Annotated in this window: 12 protein-coding genes; 6 read left to right on the top strand and 6 right to left on the bottom strand. The window is 69.3% G+C overall.

Features of this window, described 5'->3' with window-relative positions; all coding sequences use genetic code 11:
• Position 1: 1 nt before the first annotated feature.
• A complete protein-coding gene (locus tag GA0070560_RS20235) occupies positions 2–1,492 on the bottom strand; it encodes a serine hydrolase domain-containing protein (protein WP_091300202.1) in 1,491 nt (496 codons plus the stop codon).
• 576 nt (positions 1,493–2,068) lie between these two features.
• On the opposite strand from GA0070560_RS20235, the gene GA0070560_RS20240 reads away from it, so the two are divergent.
• Positions 2,069–4,387: a M4 family metallopeptidase gene (locus GA0070560_RS20240; RefSeq protein ID WP_091300206.1), complete on the top strand. Its 2,319-nt coding sequence runs from the start codon at positions 2,069–2,071 to the stop codon at positions 4,385–4,387.
• 267 nt (positions 4,388–4,654) lie between these two features.
• Here GA0070560_RS20240 and GA0070560_RS20245 read toward each other — a convergent pair whose 3' ends face one another.
• Complete coding sequence (locus GA0070560_RS20245) at positions 4,655–5,914, bottom strand: CE1 family esterase (protein WP_091300209.1); 1,260 nt, start codon at positions 5,912–5,914, stop codon at positions 4,655–4,657.
• Positions 5,915–6,747: 833 nt separating this feature from the next.
• Between GA0070560_RS20245 and GA0070560_RS20250 the strand changes: the two genes are divergently transcribed.
• From GA0070560_RS20250 to GA0070560_RS20265, 3 genes are all read left to right on the top strand, one after another.
• Complete coding sequence (locus GA0070560_RS20250; protein WP_091300213.1) at positions 6,748–8,271, top strand: non-reducing end alpha-L-arabinofuranosidase family hydrolase; 1,524 nt, start codon at positions 6,748–6,750, stop codon at positions 8,269–8,271.
• A gap of 527 nt (positions 8,272–8,798) precedes the next feature.
• Positions 8,799–10,049: a sensor histidine kinase gene (locus GA0070560_RS20260; protein WP_245675617.1), complete on the top strand. Its 1,251-nt coding sequence runs from the start codon at positions 8,799–8,801 to the stop codon at positions 10,047–10,049.
• Positions 10,046–10,753, top strand: a complete 708-nt coding sequence (locus GA0070560_RS20265; protein ID WP_091300219.1) for a LuxR C-terminal-related transcriptional regulator — start codon at positions 10,046–10,048, stop codon at positions 10,751–10,753. The genes GA0070560_RS20260 and GA0070560_RS20265 overlap by 4 nt, the downstream gene beginning before the upstream one ends.
• 98 nt (positions 10,754–10,851) lie before the next feature.
• On the opposite strand, the gene GA0070560_RS20270 is transcribed toward GA0070560_RS20265, so the two are convergent.
• The 4 genes from GA0070560_RS20270 to GA0070560_RS20285 all read right to left on the bottom strand — a co-directional run bounded on the left by GA0070560_RS20270 (position 10,852) and on the right by GA0070560_RS20285 (position 14,924).
• Positions 10,852–12,144: an FG-GAP-like repeat-containing protein gene (locus GA0070560_RS20270; protein ID WP_211565940.1), complete on the bottom strand. Its 1,293-nt coding sequence runs from the start codon at positions 12,142–12,144 to the stop codon at positions 10,852–10,854.
• A 251-nt stretch (positions 12,145–12,395) separates the two neighbouring features.
• Positions 12,396–13,316, bottom strand: coding sequence for a potassium channel family protein (locus tag GA0070560_RS20275; RefSeq protein WP_139131550.1), 921 nt, complete (start codon positions 13,314–13,316; stop codon positions 12,396–12,398).
• A gap of 151 nt (positions 13,317–13,467) precedes the next feature.
• Positions 13,468–14,196 (bottom strand): DUF4386 domain-containing protein, encoded by a 729-nt coding sequence (locus GA0070560_RS20280; RefSeq protein ID WP_245675618.1) that lies wholly within the window; start codon positions 14,194–14,196, stop codon positions 13,468–13,470.
• A complete protein-coding gene (locus tag GA0070560_RS20285; RefSeq protein ID WP_281184677.1) occupies positions 14,193–14,924 on the bottom strand; it encodes an NAD(P)-dependent oxidoreductase in 732 nt (243 codons plus the stop codon). The genes GA0070560_RS20280 and GA0070560_RS20285 overlap by 4 nt, the downstream gene beginning before the upstream one ends.
• 102 nt (positions 14,925–15,026) lie before the next feature.
• Here GA0070560_RS20285 and GA0070560_RS20290 point away from each other — a divergent pair, with 102 nt between their 5' ends.
• Both GA0070560_RS20290 and GA0070560_RS28310 read left to right on the top strand, forming a co-directional pair.
• Positions 15,027–15,707, top strand: coding sequence for a TetR/AcrR family transcriptional regulator (locus GA0070560_RS20290; RefSeq protein WP_091300225.1), 681 nt, complete (start codon positions 15,027–15,029; stop codon positions 15,705–15,707).
• 184 nt (positions 15,708–15,891) lie between these two features.
• Positions 15,892–16,083 (top strand): hypothetical protein, encoded by a 192-nt coding sequence (locus tag GA0070560_RS28310; protein WP_139131551.1) that lies wholly within the window; start codon positions 15,892–15,894, stop codon positions 16,081–16,083.
• Positions 16,084–16,173 lie beyond the last annotated feature (90 nt).

Below are 16,173 nucleotides of genomic sequence, written 5' to 3' on the forward strand. Positions count from 1 at the left end.
ATCATGACGGTACCGGCTCGCCGAACGTGGCCTGCGCGAACTCGGCGGGCACGTCCGTGTGACGGGACTTGGCCAGAGCCGAGACCCGGGTGACGAACACGCACAGGTTCGCGACCGCAGCCACCGTGGTCCAGGCGACCAGTGGGAACGTGTAGTAGACCAACTGCGCGAAGGTGATGTCCCGCCCGCCGCCGACGACTTGGCCGAGCAGGTCGGGCAGCGTCACGAGCAGCACGGCCGGGATCAGCCGGGGCGTCAGGCGTACCACGGGCCGCCAGAGGGGCTCGGCGGCGAACCGGCGCGTCCAAGCGCCGTTGCGGCTCAGGTCACGGATGCCGAGCGCCACGCTGAGCAGGGTCAGCCCCGCCAGGCTGAGGTCGACGATGAGCCGGATCGGCGCGGGCTTGTCCGGAGTGCCGCCGGTCACCAGTTCGGCGAGGGCGTCGGCGAGCTCGTCGGTGCCCTCGTTGCCCAGGCCGATGCCGCTGTTGCCCAGGACGGCGATGCCGTGGCCCGACGGCAGCAGCAGTTGGCTGGCGGTGTAGGTGAACCACACACCGTTGTGGTGTACCCGGCCGTCGTGGTCCCGTTTCCAGCCAAGAGCGTAGGTCGCCCCCTCTGCCGGCGTGTGCATGGCGGTGAGGTTCGCCGCGGAGACCAGCCGGGGGCCGTTCCCGTTCTGCATGATGAGCCACTTCGCCATGTCGGTCGCGGTGGTGATCACGCCGTCGGAGCCGGCGACGAACCGTTCCGGTTCGGCCGCCGCAATGGTCGCCCCGTACGCGTACGTGTGGCCATCGAGTACCCGCGGGTCGGTGGTCTGGGTGATGCTGACCGTGGACTGCATGCCCAGTGGCACGAACACCCGATCGCGCAGGTGGTCGGCGAGCGGCTGCCCCGAGACCACCTCGACCAGTCGTGCCGCCAGGTGGTAGTTCGTGTTCGTGTACTTGTACGCGGTGCCGGGGTCAGTCGCCAAGGTGGCCCGCTGAGCTCGCTGCTGCGCCCCGGCCGGGGAATCGGGCTGCGGCAGGCTCTTCTCCCGCAGGGTCATGTCGGTGATCCCGGAGGTCTGGTTCAGCAGTTCGCGTACGGTGATCCGGCTACCGCGTGCGTCGTCGATCCGGAAGTCCGGCAGGTACCGGGTGACCGGCGCGTCCAGCTCGACCTTCCCGGCCTCCACCAGTTGCATCACGGCGAGAGCGGTGAACGACTTGCTGACCGAGGCGATCGGCATCGGCGTGGTCGCGGTCACCGGGGCCCCGGACGAGTCGTGCCCGTCACCTCCGGCGTACAGCACGAGGTCACCGTGGGTGATCGCCACGGCGATCCCCGGATAGCCGGCCCGGCCGGCGAAGTCCCGCACCACCCGTTCGACGGCGTCCGGCGATGCTTGCGCCGGGCCGGTCGCCGTCGCCGGGCCGATCCCCACGAGTGCTGCCATTCCTGCGGCGCCCGTCACCACCATGCCCTGCCACCAGCGAACCCCCACCGCCTGCTCCGATCATGTCGATGAACGTCAGCAACGCTACGAATCAGCAGGGGGCCACCACCCGACCCGGTCGGCAGCGGCCACCCCTGACTTTCGTCGGGCGGAGTGCCAGCGCCGATCCGGACCGGTCGCGACCGGCGGTCGGCCACAGTGGCTCGCGTTGACACCGGTTGCCCCCGTTGGCATCCGCTGGAGGGCACACCGCGCACTCGTCGAAGATCATGCATGTCACCGCTCTGCCGGGGCCCGGGAGCCGCCGGTCGGCAGGAGCCCGCCTCGGCGGCATCCCTGCGGGGGCTTCGAACGCTGGCGAAGACGACGTCGGCCACGGCTCTGCGCCGGCCGCTGACCACGCGATCGACTTTGCCGAATCTTGGCGACCCCAGGGGGTCCTGCTGCCCACGCCTTGACCGAGAGATCGGCGAATGTGAACGTCTCATGGCTCGGGCGTGAACGTGCCGAGCCGACCGGCGAATCCCCCATTCGCCGTGGCGGCGCGGCAGCACCGCGCATTCGCCGCCCGGGCGCCTCTCAACCCCCATCGCGCACGTCCTACTGCGCAAACGAGGAGTCACCATGAGACGCAGATCCGGTACGGCCGGGCTCGCGCTGGCCGTGGTCGCCGCCGTGGCGATCGCCGCCCCGGCCGCCTCGGCTGCCCCGTCGCCGTCGCCCACCCCCGCGAGTCCGCAGTCGCGGGCGCTCGCCGCCGCCGACCTGGCCGCCGCGAGCGGCCTGGACGCCCTGGCGAAGGGCCCCTACGAACGGTACGACCGGCAGATCGTGACGCCCTGGGTGAACGGGCTCTACTCGATCGGCTACGAGCGCACCTACCGCGGCCTGCCCGTCATCGGCGGGGACGCCGTCGTGCTGGCCGACGGGCAGGGCCGGGTACGCGCCGTCCAGGGCGCCACCTCCACCCGGATCACCGTTCCGACCACCCCGACGGTCAGCGGTGACACGGCCGAGGCCACCGCCCGCAAGCAGTTGGCGAAGGTCGACCGAGTCGACTCCCGACGGCTCGTGGTTCACGTGCGCGGCGACGTCGCCCGCCTGGCCTGGGAGATCGTCCTGACCGGCGCGACCAGCAGCGGGGAGAGCCGGCCGCACGTCTTCGTCGACGCCAGGACCGGCGCGCTGCTCGCCACGAACGACGACGTGAAGCACGGCACGGGCACCGGCAAGTGGAACGGTCCGAACCCGCTGACCATCAACACGACGTCCTCCGGCGGCACGTACTCGATGCGTGATCCGAGCCGCCCCAACCTGTCCTGCGCCGACTACAGCACCGGCACGGTGTTCTCCGGGTCCGACGACAACTGGGGCAACGGGGTCGGGACCAACAAGGAGACCGGCTGCGTCGACGCCATGTTCGCGGCGCAGAAGGAATGGGACATGCTCCGCGACTGGCTCGGCCGCAACGGGCACGACGGCAACGGCGGCAGCTTCCAGACCCGGGTCGGGCTCAGCCAGGTCAACGCCACCTGGAACGGCAGCCGGGTCTCCATCGGCTACAACAACGACCGGAACTGGATCTCGTCGCTGGACGTCGTCGCCCACGAGTACGGGCACGCGATCGACCAGTACACCCCGGGCGGTGCCTCCGGCGACGAGCTGGGCGAGTTCGTCTCCGACGTCTTCGGCGCACTCACCGAGGCGTACGTGAACGAGCCGGCGCCGTACGACACGCCGGACTTCCTCGTCGGCGAGACCATCAACCTGGTCGGCAACGGCCCGATCCGCAACATGTACAACCCGTCGGCGCTGGGCGACCCGAACTGCTACAGCTCCTCGATCCCGAACACCGAGACGCACGCGGCGGCCGGTCCTGGTAACCACTGGTTCTACCTGCTCTCCGAGGGTTCGAACCCGGGCAACGGCAAGCCGAGCAGCTCTACCTGCAACGGCACCACGCTGACCGGGGTGGGCATCCAGACCGCCGGCAAGATCTTCTACGGCGGCATGCTGCTCAAGACCTCGAACATGAACTACCTGAGGTTCCGGACCGCGACGCTGACCGCGGCGAAGAACCTGGACCCGACCTGCAACCTCTACAACAAGACCAAGGCAGCGTGGAACGCGGTGAGCGTCCCGGCGCAAACCGCCGACCCGAGCTGCACCGGCACCCCGGGCAACGACTTCTCGCTGTCGGTGAGCCCGACCTCCGGCAGCGTCGCCCCCGGCGCGTCGACCAGCGCGACGGTCGGCACCGTGACCACCAGCGGCAGTGCCCAGACGGTCAGCCTGTCGGCGTCGGGCGCGCCGAGCGGGGTGACGGTCAGCTTCAGCCCTTCCTCGGTGCAGTCCGGGTCGTCGTCGACGATGACCGTCAGCGCCGCGTCGACCGCCCCGGCCGGCACCTACACCATCACCGTGACCGGGACCGGCTCCACCACGCACACCGCGACGTACACCCTGACGGTGACCGGTACGGGTGGTTGTTCGGGTGGCCAGTTGATCGGTAACGGCGGTTTCGAGTCGGGTTCGGCGCCGTGGACGGCGACGTCGGGTGTGATCACGAGTTCGTCGAGTCAGCCGGCGCGGACGGGGTCGTACAAGGCGTGGCTGGACGGGTACGGCCGCGCGCACACGGACTCGTTGTCGCAGTCGGTGAGTATTCCGGCGGGGTGCAGCAGCTACACGTTGTCGTTCTGGCTGCACATCGACACGGCGGAGACGACGTCGTCGACGGCGTACGACAAGTTGACCGTTCAGGTCGGGTCCGCGACGGTGGCGACGTACTCGAACTTGAACGCGGCGGCCGGTTACGTGCAGCGCACCTTCAACGTGGCCTCGTACGCCGGACAGACGGTGACGGTCAGGTTCACCGGCGTGGAGGACTCGTCCCTGCAGACCAGCTTCGTCATCGACGACGTGACCCTGCAGGCCAGCTAGGCGGAACGGGGGGTGGGGTGGGCCAGCGGCCCACCCCACCCGCTCACCTGACGGGCAGGCCCTCCGTGCCGGCGTCCGTCAGCGAGCAGGTCGGCGTGCGGCCGTGCGGTCAGAGGAGGCTGCACGCGCCGTGCCCGCAGGGCGGTGCGCTCAGCGCGCCCGGTTCCCGCATCGACGGGTGAATGTCCCACCTGGACTTACGGACTTCGCCCCGGCCCGCCCTGCGGGCCCGGAGCCAGGTGGCTCCGGGCCCTGGGTCTGCCGTGCTCAGGGACTGGTGCAGGTGATGTTGCTGGGCGGAGTGGCCCCGTTGCCGGTGGCGGTGAACCCGAAGGTGGTCGAGGCGTTCGGCCCCAACGTGCCGTTGTAGGGGGCGTTCCTGACGGTGACGTTGCCGGTGGTGCCCGTGTTGGTGCCGTTCCAGAGGCTGCTGATGACCTGGCCACTGGCCAGGGTCAGACGTACGGTCCAGCCGTTGACTGTGGTGGCGGTGTCGTTGGCCACGGTGACCTCACCCTGGAAGCCACCGGGCCAACTGTTGACCGTGCTGTAGGTGGCGGCGCAGTTGCCCGGCTCGCCGGTCGGCGGGGGCGTGGTCGGCGGCGTGGTCGTGGGGGGCGTGGTGGACTGGAACTGGGTGAAGAATCTCCAGATTTCCGCCGAGGTCCAGGTCCTGGAGTCGTTGGGGCTGGACGATCCGTCGACCGGACTGGGGGTGTGGTCTCCGTCGAACGCGGCCCACTGCACCGGGTAGCCGGCTCGGCAGCCAGAGTAGGTGGTGGTGATGTGGGTGAGGCTGCCTCGGCTCGGCTCGCGCGGGTCCTGTGCGGTGCAGCCGTTGTTCCTGACGAACGCGTCGCGCAGTGACCGGCCCATGGAGATGTTCAGCACGCTGTCGTAGGTGCCGTGGATGCCGAAGTAGGCGACGGGTTGGGTACCGCCGTCACATCCGCTGAGGTTGGCGCCGGACAGGACGGTGACTGCGCGGACGACGGTGGGCCGAGCGCAGGCCACCGCGTAGCTCATGGCCCCGCCGTAGCTCCAACCGAGCGCGAAGCGCTGGGTCGTGTCAACGCAGAGGTCGTTCTCGATCTGTTGGGTAATGTCGTCGAAGAGGGCCAGGTCCCGACCGTTGGTGTTGGCCCAGCCGGCGTCGATACCCTGGGGTGCGACGAAGATGGTGCTGTTGTTCGACAGCGGCGCGAGCCCGTAGTAGCCGGCTGAGGCGACGTTGCTGGCCGAGCCGTTCAGCCAGTGGAAGCCGAAGATCAGCCGGTAGGGGTGGTTTCTGTCGTACCCGTCCGGGATCCGCAGGATGTAGCTGCGATTCTGTCCGCTGCTCTGAATCGTGCGTGTCCCGCTGGTGAGCGTGGGGGCCCTGCCACAGCCTGCGGTCGTCGCGAGGGCGCCGTTCGTCGCGGCCACCGCCGCTCCGCGGAAGCCGCCGCCCAGCGCGCCGCCGGCGGTCGCCGCGAGGAGAACCGCCGCGGCCGCGATGGATGAGAGGAAGTGTCTCTGGTTCACCATTGCTCGACTCCTTGCCGTTGGTCGTCCTGTGCCGGTGGTGCTGCGCGTGGTCGACCCGGCGATCGCCGGCCGTGCCCCCGCTGGGGCAGCGGGATGCGGATGACGACTCGCACCACGCTTCTCGCCGCCGTCAGCGAGTCGCTCGGCCGGTGGGCGCGACCGTCCCAGCGCGGGCGGGACGACGGCTCTGCCGGCGGACGGGTCGGTGAGGCGTTGACGGATTTCTCAGGTGCTGCCTGGTGGCGGCATGGCGACGCCCCTTCCGTTGCGGGCCGGCGTGCTCCTGCAGACCGGTGCTGCGTACACGGGTGACGTGCGGGCCGTCCGTCGGTGCCGGGGTCGCCTGCGAGAGGGCACGGGAAGCGGGGCATGCGGCCGGAGCGAGGTCGTCCGACGACCGCCTGCGGTCGCCTGGCACCGGTGGAGCGGCCCGGACTGGTCACCGGCCGGCGAGGCGGTGGGAGGGCGTGCCCTCGGCGTGCCTCTGCCGACTGACTGAGGTGACTGGGAGCGCGCCCTTCGCTCCCGCACCGGAAGATAGCATGTTATCGATAACATGCTCAACTGACCGAACTGCGGGAGAGGCCGCAGCGGACCCCGGAACATTCCGACTTGACGCACGACATGTTATCGCTCACAGTCGATGACTGAGGACGGCGACGCCTGTGGCTTACCGGGCAAGCCTGCTTCGCCGGACCCTGGATCAGGCGTACGCCAGGACGTGCGGAGAGGTCCTGTTAGCGCTGACATTCTCCCCGCGTGTGCCTGGCCATGCGTCGCGGTGCGCCCATCCTCGGGCGGACCGTTCGGCTCTTGGTCACTGAAGGAGGATCATGTCTGCCTTTGATAGGTCTCCATCGATTGCACAACCGTCGCGGCGGCGTGGGTGGTTGCCGCGGGTCGTCTCCGCCGGCGTGACGGCCGTGCTGGTCGGTGGCGCCGCCGTCGCGGTGATGTCGACGCCCGCCGCCGCCGCGACGGTCGACACGAGCGCGTGGTACGTGTTGCTGAACCGCAACAGCGGCAAGGCGTTGGACGTCTACAACCTGGCCACGAACGACGGGGCGCGGATCACCCAGTGGACCCGGAACAACGGCAACCAGCAGCAGTGGCAGTTCGTCGACTCCGGCGGCGGCTACTACCGACTGAAGTCGCGGCTGTCCGGCAAGGTGTTGGACGTCTACAACTGGTCGACGGCCAACGGTGCCAACATCGTGCAGTGGACCGACCACAACGGGTCCAACCAGCAGTTCCGGCTGGCGGACTCGGCCGGCGGCTACGTCCGGTTGATCAACCGGAACAGCAACAAGGCGGTGGAGGTGCAGGGTGCCTCGACCGCTGACGGCGGCAACATCGTGCAGTACGACGACTGGGGTGGCAACAACCAGCAGTGGCAACTCGTCCGCGTCGACGGCGGGGGCAACCCCACCACGCCGCCGCCGGGCGGCACGTGCGCTCTTCCGTCGACATACCGCTGGTCGTCGACGGGGCCGCTGGCGCAGCCGAAGTCGGGGTGGGTCTCGCTCAAGGACTTCACCCACGCCCCCTACAACGGCAGGCACCTCGTCTACGCGACGACGCACGACACGGGTACGAGGTGGGGCTCAATGAACTTCGGGCTCTTCACGAACTGGTCAGACATGGCCTCGGCCAGCCAGAACACGATGCCCTTCTCTGCTGTCGCGCCGACCCTCTTCTACTTCGCCCCGAAGAACATCTGGGTGCTCGCCTACCAGTGGGGTGGGACCGCCTTCTCCTACCGGACGTCGAGCGACCCCAGCAATGTGAACAGTTGGTCGTCGCAGCAGACGCTGTTCACCGGAAGCATCTCCAACTCCGGCACCGGCCCCATCGACCAGGCGCTCATCGGTGACAGCACGAACATGTACCTGTTCTTCGCCGGCGACAACGGCCGGATCTACCGGGCCAGCATGCCCATCGGGAACTTCCCGGGCAACTTCGGCTCGTCCTACACGACCATCATGACCGACACCACGAACAACCTTTTCGAGGCGGTTCAGGTCTACAAGCTCGAGGGCGAGAACCGGTACCTCATGATCGTCGAGGCGATCGGCGCGCAGGGCCGCTACTTCCGCTCGTTCACGGCCACCAGCCTGAACGGCTCCTGGACACCGCAGGCCGCGACCGAGAGCAACCCCTTCGCCGGCAAGGCCAACAGCGGCGCCACCTGGACCAACGACATCAGCCACGGCGAACTGATTCGCAGCAACCCCGACCAGACCATGACCGTCAACGCCTGCAACCTGCAGTTGCTCTACCAGGGACGTTCCCCCAACTCCGGCGGCGACTACGGCCTCCTGCCCTACCGGCCGGGCCTGCTGACCCTGCAGCGCTGACAGCGGGACGCACGTCCGGCCCGGAGGTTCCTGACATTCGCCGGCAACGACGCATGCCGAACCGGGTGAGCGTCATCCCGGCCCGCGATCAGGATCAGGTGGAGCTGGAGCGGCGGGTTCGGCGCAAGCCGAGCCCGCCGCGGTCACGCAGAGAGCCCAGATCATCCTGCTGTCCGAGCCGCCCGGGCCGGTGCCGTACTCCTGGCATCGACCGCGGTCGCCGTGGCGCTGCCGGCCGGTGCGGCAGCCGCAGGCTGCTCGGTGGACTACACCGTATTGCCTTCCCGGCCTCCGCGGGAGACCTCCCGAGATCACCGTGACAGCCATGGTCGCGGACGATTCGAGCCGTCTGTCCGATCAGGACCGATGCGAGCCGCCGGGCTTGTCCGTTCCCGCAGGACGAGTGACGTCGGAGCACTAGCCATCCCCGCTGCGCTTGCGTACCTTGGCGTTCCGCGGGCTCGCCGTGGCCCGACGAATCCGCGAACTCCGGGGCGGCCGGTGCCGTCGATCACGCGGGGAGGAGCATGAACGGCTGGAGCAGGCTGTCACGTGTCGCGGAGTTGCGGACGACCAGAGCCGGCGTCGAGCGGACGTTCTCGTACCTCATCGCGGGGGTCCGCCTGGGCACGGTCGCGCAGATGATTCCGGCGGTCAACACCGGCGTGGCGACGTCACCGCATGCATCGGGGTACCTCGCCTGCTGGATCGCGGCGGCCGTCGCCTCTGTCGCGGTGAGTGTGGCGACGCTCGTACGCCGTCGCCCACTGGGGGCAGCGGCTGCCGCGGTGGACTTCGCTCTGGCCTGCACCTTGCTTGTCCTGGGACCGCTGGTACTCGAGGCGGGAGAACGGTTCGGCACCTGGGTCGCGTACCAGCCGGGCTACGCGTTGTCGATCATCATCACGGCCAGCGGTGTCCGCAGCGTCGCCCTCTGGGGAGGCGGCCTCCTCGGCGTCTCCGCCTCCTACCTGGTGTATCTCGGCGGCGAACTCGGCGGAGACATGACCTCGAGCGCGATCGGCAACATCCTCACCTACGTGGTGTACGCACTGGTCGCACGCATGCTCTTCGGGTATATCCGCCGTATCGCGCACGACGCCGACGCCTCGCGTGCCCGCGCGGCGGAGCTGGCACGGCGCGAGGAGGAACGGCGCGCCCAGGTGATGATGCACAACGGCGTCGCCGTGATGCGCCTGCTCACCGAGCCGGAGGGAGGCCTGCCGCGCTCCCGGCTCATCGACCTGGCCGAGGTGGAACTCAGGCGCATGCGCACCTACCTCCGCGGCCGGGTGCCGGGCGGGGACGAGTCCGCCACCGCCGGAGGGGATGGTTCCGGACCCTCTGTGGCGCTCGCTGCGATGATCGAGCGGGCGTGTGACCGGTTCGCCGACCTGTCCATCGACACGTTGCTCGACCTCGGCGCCGACCTGAGGCTTCCCGCCGCGCAGGCCGAAGCGCTCGAGCGCGCGTTCGAGAGCCTGCTGCTCAACGTACGGGTACACGCCCGGGCAGCTGAGGTCGTGGTCCACCTCGACCAGGCCGAGGACCGGAGCTGGACGCTGACCGTGCGCGACGACGGTGTCGGCTTCGACCCGGGGTCGGTGCAGGCCGGGGTCGGGCTGCGCGAGGTCGTCGTCGGCGAACTTCGGCGGCGAGGGCTCGACGTCCGGATCGAGTCTGCGGTGGGTGAGGGGACGACGGTGACGATCGCGTCCGGTCCCGAGGCGGCGGCCGGCCGTGTGGACGGGGACGCCTTCGTCGATGAGGCGGCATGAGGCCGGCCGTCGCCGTCGTCGAGGACGCCGCGCTGATGCGTGACTCGTTCAGCCTGCTCATGCCTGGCCTGGACGTCGTCGCCGCGGTCGCGTCGGTGGAGGAGTTGATGGACCGCCGCCCCGTGGTGGATGTCGTCCTGCTCGACCTGCACCTGGCGAACCTCGAACAGCCGGACGTCCGGCAGGGAATCGCCGCGGTCCGTGCCCTGACGGGCTGCGGCTACCGGGTCTGCGTCTACAGCCAGGAGGAGCGCCGATTCGTCCTGGCAGCGTGTGTCGCGGCGGGTGCGAGTGGGGTCGTCTCCAAGGCGCTGCCGACCGACCGGGCCCAGCAACTCTTTGTCGAGGTCGCCTCCGGTGGCACCGTCATGCCGCAGTCGGTCGTCGGGATCCTCGAGGTGCTGGTCCGGCGGGACTGCATCACCCTGCTCAGCGAGCGCCAGCGTCAGGTCCTGCACGGCCGTGCCCGGGGACTGAGCTACGCCCAGGTCGCCAGGCAGCTGTTCGTCAGCGAGTCCACGCTGCGTGGCTACTGGCTCGACCTGACCCGGTCGCTGTCCGAATCACTGCGCAGCCTCACCCCGAGCGAGATCGAACGCGCTCTCGGGCTCGCGCCCGGAGACCTCCTGGAACTCTGGCCCGCCGATGCGACCGACGTGAAGGGCTGGTGGCGTACCGCCCGGAAGCCCGGCCCCGGCCGGTGAGCTGGAGTGCGGCGCGACCCGGTCGGCCGAGCCCGACGGCGGGCAGGGCAGCCGAAAGGGGTGTGCGGGCGGCGGTCGCCGCCCGCACACCCCCGGCGTCACATCACGAACGGGTACGTGCCCCAGCCGTGACCGAGCTTGACCGGCGTCCCGAAGCCGGTCCCCCAGTGCGGGTAGTACCACAGCTCACCACTGGCGTTGACACCCAGCACGTCGGCCTGGCCGTCGCCCGAGAAGTCCGAGGCGAAGACGTGCTTGAAGGTGCCCCACCCGTTGCCGATCTGGACCGGGGAGCTGAGGCCGGTCCCGTTGTGCGGGTAGTACCACAGGTACCCGCTGGAGTCGACGCCCAGTACGTCGGCCTGCCCGTCACCGCTCCAGTCCGCGGCCATCACGTGCTTGAACGTGCCCCACCCGTTGCCGATCTTCGTCCGGGTCGACAGGCCCAGGTTGTTGTTCGGGTAGTAGTACAGGTCACCCACCGAGTCCACACCCAGCACGTCCGCCTGGCCGTCACCACTCCAGTCCGCGGCCATCACGTGCTTGAACGTGCCCCACCCGTGGCCCAGCTTCGTCCGGGTCGACAGGCCCAGGTTGTTGTTCGGGTAGTAGTACAGGTCACCCACCGAGTCGACAGCCAGCACGTCCGCGTGCCCGTCACCGCTCCAGTCGTCGGCCATCACGTGCTTGTAGGTGCTCCAGCCGTGGCCGATCTTCGTCCGGGCCGAAAGGCTGAGCTTGTTGTTCGGGTAGTAGTACAGGTCACCCACCGAGTCGACACCCAGCACGTCCGCGTACCCGTCACCACTCCAGTCGGAGATGGTCTCCGTGTCGCGCGGGGTGCTGCTGCCGCAGTTGGCGCTGGTGATCCAGCGGTCCGGGCTGCTGTCGCCGGTCATTCCGGAGCGCACCCCGTTGAAGTAGGCCTCGGTCCGGACGCCGTCGGCGTACTGGACGTAGTGCAGGTGCGGACCGGTCGAGTTTCCGGTGCTGCCGACGTACCCGAGCAGCTGGCCGATGGCCACCGACTGCCCCTGGCGGACCGCCGGGCCCGGATCGCGCATGTGCAGGTAATCGGTCTGCCAGCCGCCGCCGTGATCGATCCTGACCCACCAGCCGCCGCTGCTTCCCCAGCCGGAGAAGCTCACGGTGCCGCCGGCCGAGGCGATGATGGGCCGCCCGAGGCTGTTGCCGCTGGAGTGGGTGAAGTCGATCTTGTAGCTTCCGTGGCCGTCGTAGGTGGCCATCTTCCACGTTTCACCGCACTGGAACGGCAGCTGGAAGAGCGGTCGCGGTCCGGCTGCGGCGGCGGGAGTGGCGAGAGCGAGGGCGGCCAGCACGACCAGGGCCAGCAGTGCGCTCGCCGAATGACGAATCGAGCGTGTCGACAAGGACGGCACCTTTCTGTGGCTGTTGCAGTGCGCATTGGAATACGGGCATGAATCTGCACGCTTCGACACAGACTCGTGAATGCGTCTGACGCCGATGCAGGTGGAGAATCATGCGACGCCTGCTGATGAAATGCGGACTCGTCGATCACACCTCGTCGATCGTCGGCCGACAACCCAACGAAATCGCGGAAATCGCGGTTGGCCGGTGTGGCGGGGTCGCGGCGGTCCGCCGGTCACGCGCCTCGATGCCGTCAGTCGAGCGTGAGCTTCGGGTCGGTCTCGTCCCAGCCGTCCGAGGCACACCAGCCCTGCAACCGGCAGCGGTGCGTCCGGGAGGCGTCGACCGCCTGCGCGTACGCCTGCGCGTCGGTGACCGGGATACCGGCCCGGGTCAGATCCTCCAGTGGCGGCGCGGTCACCGGATCGTCGGCGGTCCTGATGAAGGACCCGTCGAGGGTGCGTAGTAGTTGCTGAAGTGCCCGGGACAGCGGCTCCACCGCGCCGACGTCCGGCCGGTGGCGGGGATCGGGAAACGCCAGATGCCGTTCACCCAGCCGGACGAGTTCCGGGGTCAGGCTGGTGAGGTGCTGGGTGAACATCGGGGCGAACTGCCCGTCGGCCCAGCCGCGGCGGACGATGTCGGCCGCGGCTGGGCCGAGGGCGGTGATGTGACCGGCGATCGTACGCTTGTCGACCACCGCGGACACCACCTGCATGAGGTACGTGATGCCCAGGGTGATCAGGAACAGGCCGGTGAGCACGGCGCCGGTCGTCGCGAGCTGGGCACCCGTGGTCCCCGGCCTGTAGTCACCGACGCCGAGGGTGAAGATCGAGAATCCGGTGAAGTAGAACCTGGACCAGCCGCCGGCGGGACGGCCGAACTGGTCCAGCACCGCGTCCGGGGTGGCACTGAAGACCAGTGACCAGCCGAGCCACAGTCCGGCGACCCAGGCCGCGAAGGTGGCCATGAGTACGCTGGTGCCGGACCAGCGCAACCAGCGGTGCCGTCGGGGGCCACGGCCGGCAAGCCGGCGGATCAGCCGCCACATCCCCTGCGACACGCGACGGGTGACCGGACCCGCCCGGCCCGCCAGCGACAGCGTCGTCAGCGCCGCGTCGACCAGGATCGCCCCCACCACCAGCAGGCCGACCGTCACCAGCAGCACACTCACGTTCCACCCCCGCCAGCACTGGCGCCGAGCCGACTCGACGGTCGCCGCATCTGCGCAGGTCGACTCGATCCAACCTCGGTCATTCCGCGTGCCTGCGCAACTTGTGCCGTCGTCGAGGTCGTGCCAGCAGTCGTGTGCACCACGGCAGGTCTCAGACACGCACGCCTCTCGTCAGCAGCCACGCGATGAACGACAGCTCCGCGACCGCCGCCGGGACCATGGCGAACGGTGAGATGTCTGCTCCGAGGCCGGGGGCGAGGAAGCGCGCGAACATGTCCACGAGGTGGCCGCAGCATCCGATCATCAGCAGAACGCCCAGTGCCTTGGGGAAGTAGCCGGATCTGACGACCAGGTAGCCCAGTGGCAGCAGCCACAGACCGAAGTAGACCTGGGCGATGAGGTACGCGTTCGTCTGCATGTCGGCAAACAGCATGGTCAGTTGGGCGGAGCCTGCCGGGCCGAAGGCGCGGGTGTAGTCCTCGCCCGTGACGATCGTCAGCGCCGTGTACTGGTGGAGCAGGCTCAGACTCTGGATCGCGACGCTGACCGCGACGAAGGTGACCATCGCAGCGGCAACCATCTGGTTGACGTGCTTGAGCAGCAAGTACAGGGTCATGCCCGTCAGCAGGAAGACCGCGGCCCCCGTCAACTCGCTGACGAACCCGATGCGAAACAGGGTGGCCGAGGCGACGATGTTGTCGGCCGTGGCCGCCGCGTCCCCTCGCTCGACGAGGTGCGTGTTCACCAGACCGGCGAAGATGGTGAGCACGGCGACGATCGCATACAGGGCTCCGGCGGTCCTGGCGAGCGTCTTCGGTGCGTTGCTGATCCGGCCGGCCCCGTCGGGAACGCGCGGGGCGGACGCGAGCCGGGCGGTCACGCCGGACCGCCGGCGTGGGCGATGGCCGACGGGGTCAGCCGGCCGACGATGGCCGGAGCCTCCTGGACGAGGGCGTGGTTCTCCACCGCCTCGACCATGAAACGGGCGAAGTCCACGCGACGGGTCAGGTTGCTCGCGAGGACGGGGTCACCCACGTGCCGGCTCCACACCGGCAGACCTTGGCTGTCGCCCTCCTCCAGGTCACTGCCACGTACGACCGTCCAACTGGTGTCGCTGGCGAAGATCCTCCGGCACGCCTCCACCTGGTCGTCCACGTCGACGGCACGGGCGAGCTTCGCCAGCCGCCCCAGTACGGCCGCGTACACCTTGAACTTCCAGCTGTACACGTCCTTCTCGTCGCGCGCGACGTGCCAGCCGCAGGAGAAGACCAGACGGGCGCCCGGGTCCGCGTGGTCGAGCACGGCCTGGGCGGTACCGGAGGCATAGTGGTTCACCCCCCACGGCACCAGCACCGTGAGCACGGCGTCGCATCCGCGCACCGCCCGGGCGATGACCGCCCGGTCGTCGGTCGCTCCGGGGATCACCATGATCCGTCCCTCGAACCCGGCGAGCTTGTGGACGCTCTGCTGTCGGCACACGCCCACCACCTCGTACCCCCGGTCCAACGCGTGCTGCACCATGTAGCGCCCGAGCTTCCCGGACGCACCGACGACGCACACCCTCTTGCCCGTGCCCGGGTTACTGGCGCCCAGACTGATCGGTTCCACGACTTCCTCCTCAGTACGCCCACATCAACCTTACGCCGTAAGGTTCAACCTTGCGGTGTAAGGTTGTCAAGCCGTACCAGCAGGGCAGTCGGGAGGAACCTCGTGGCACCGGAGGCGGCCGGCACGCCTGCACCCCACCGCAAACAGCTCAGCAAGGAGACGGTGCTCCGCACGGCGGTCGCGCTGGCCGACGAGGCTGGCACCGCCGCGTTGAGCATGCGCAGGCTCGCCGAGCGGCTCGGCGTCGAGGCCATGTCGCTGTACCACCACGTCCGCAACAAGGGCGCGATCCTCGACGGGATGGTCGACCTCGTCTTCGGCGAGATCGAGCTCCCGTCGGACGACACCGACTGGCGGGCCGCGATGCGACGGCGGGCAGTCTCGATGCGCGGCGCACTGATCCGCCACCCATGGGCGGTCGGCCTGATGGACTCACGGGCGAACCCTGGCCTCGCCACCCTGCGCCACCACGACGCGGTGATCGGCTGCCTGCGGTCGAACGGCTTCTCGATCGCCGGTGCGGCACACGCCCTGTCGGTGCTGGACAGTTACATCTACGGGTTCACGCTCCAGGAGCTCAGCCTCCCGCTCACGTCGTCCGCCGAGCTCGAGGACCTGGCGAACTCGGTCCTCAGGCAGATGCCCCGCGACGCACTCCCGCACCTCACCGAGATGATCGCCGATCGTGCTCTGAAACCTGGTTACGCGTACACCGAGGAGTTCGAAGTCGGACTCGATCTGATCCTCGACGGACTACGACGACAGCGCGAGAGCTGGCAATGATGCCCAGGCGACGAGTGACGACGGGCGACGCCGGGTATGGTTTGGGGTGACGGTGTCGCCGGGCGGTCGCCCGCGATCGAGACACCACCCCCTGATCGGGCGCCAGTGCGTGCGCCGACTTGTCCTCGCGCGACCGGCATGGCCGCGACCCCATGTGCTCCTCTGTCAGGAACAGGAATACGGCATGACCTCACACGACAATGATCGACCGGCGTTGTTCCTCACCACGCCGAACACGGACGGGCCCGACGGCCAGGCCGTGGCCTTCGACGGCAGTGCGGAAGCGATGCGGCGGCTACGCCATCCATTCGCGGTGAACCCGGCCGGTGAGGAGGGGCGGGCCGCGGCGGGTGACAACTCGGAGCGGCGCGGCTGACTCCCACTTGCGTGCCGCACGGCGTCCGCAGTTCTTCGGCCTGCCCGCCTGTGCCTCACTCAGCCGGCTCGCCTGGCCGCGCTGGAAGTC

Origin of the sequence: Micromonospora halophytica (assembly GCF_900090245.1) — a bacterium.
In the GTDB taxonomy this organism is placed as follows: Bacteria; Actinomycetota; Actinomycetes; order Mycobacteriales; family Micromonosporaceae; genus Micromonospora; species Micromonospora halophytica.

What these genes read in the sequence shown, in the direction of transcription:
- GA0070560_RS20240 (WP_091300206.1), top strand. Translation starts at nt 2,069, where the DNA reads ATGAGACGCAGATCCGGTACGGCCGGGCTCGCGCTGGCCGTGGTCGCC.
- GA0070560_RS20245 (WP_091300209.1), bottom strand. Translation starts at nt 5,914, where the DNA reads ATGGTGAACCAGAGACACTTCCTCTCATCCATCGCGGCCGCGGCGGTT.
- GA0070560_RS20250 (WP_091300213.1), top strand. Translation starts at nt 6,748, where the DNA reads ATGTCTGCCTTTGATAGGTCTCCATCGATTGCACAACCGTCGCGGCGG.
- GA0070560_RS20260 (WP_245675617.1), top strand. Translation starts at nt 8,799, where the DNA reads ATGAACGGCTGGAGCAGGCTGTCACGTGTCGCGGAGTTGCGGACGACC.
- GA0070560_RS20265 (WP_091300219.1), top strand. Translation starts at nt 10,046, where the DNA reads ATGAGGCCGGCCGTCGCCGTCGTCGAGGACGCCGCGCTGATGCGTGAC.
- GA0070560_RS28310 (WP_139131551.1), top strand. Translation starts at nt 15,892, where the DNA reads ATGACCTCACACGACAATGATCGACCGGCGTTGTTCCTCACCACGCCG.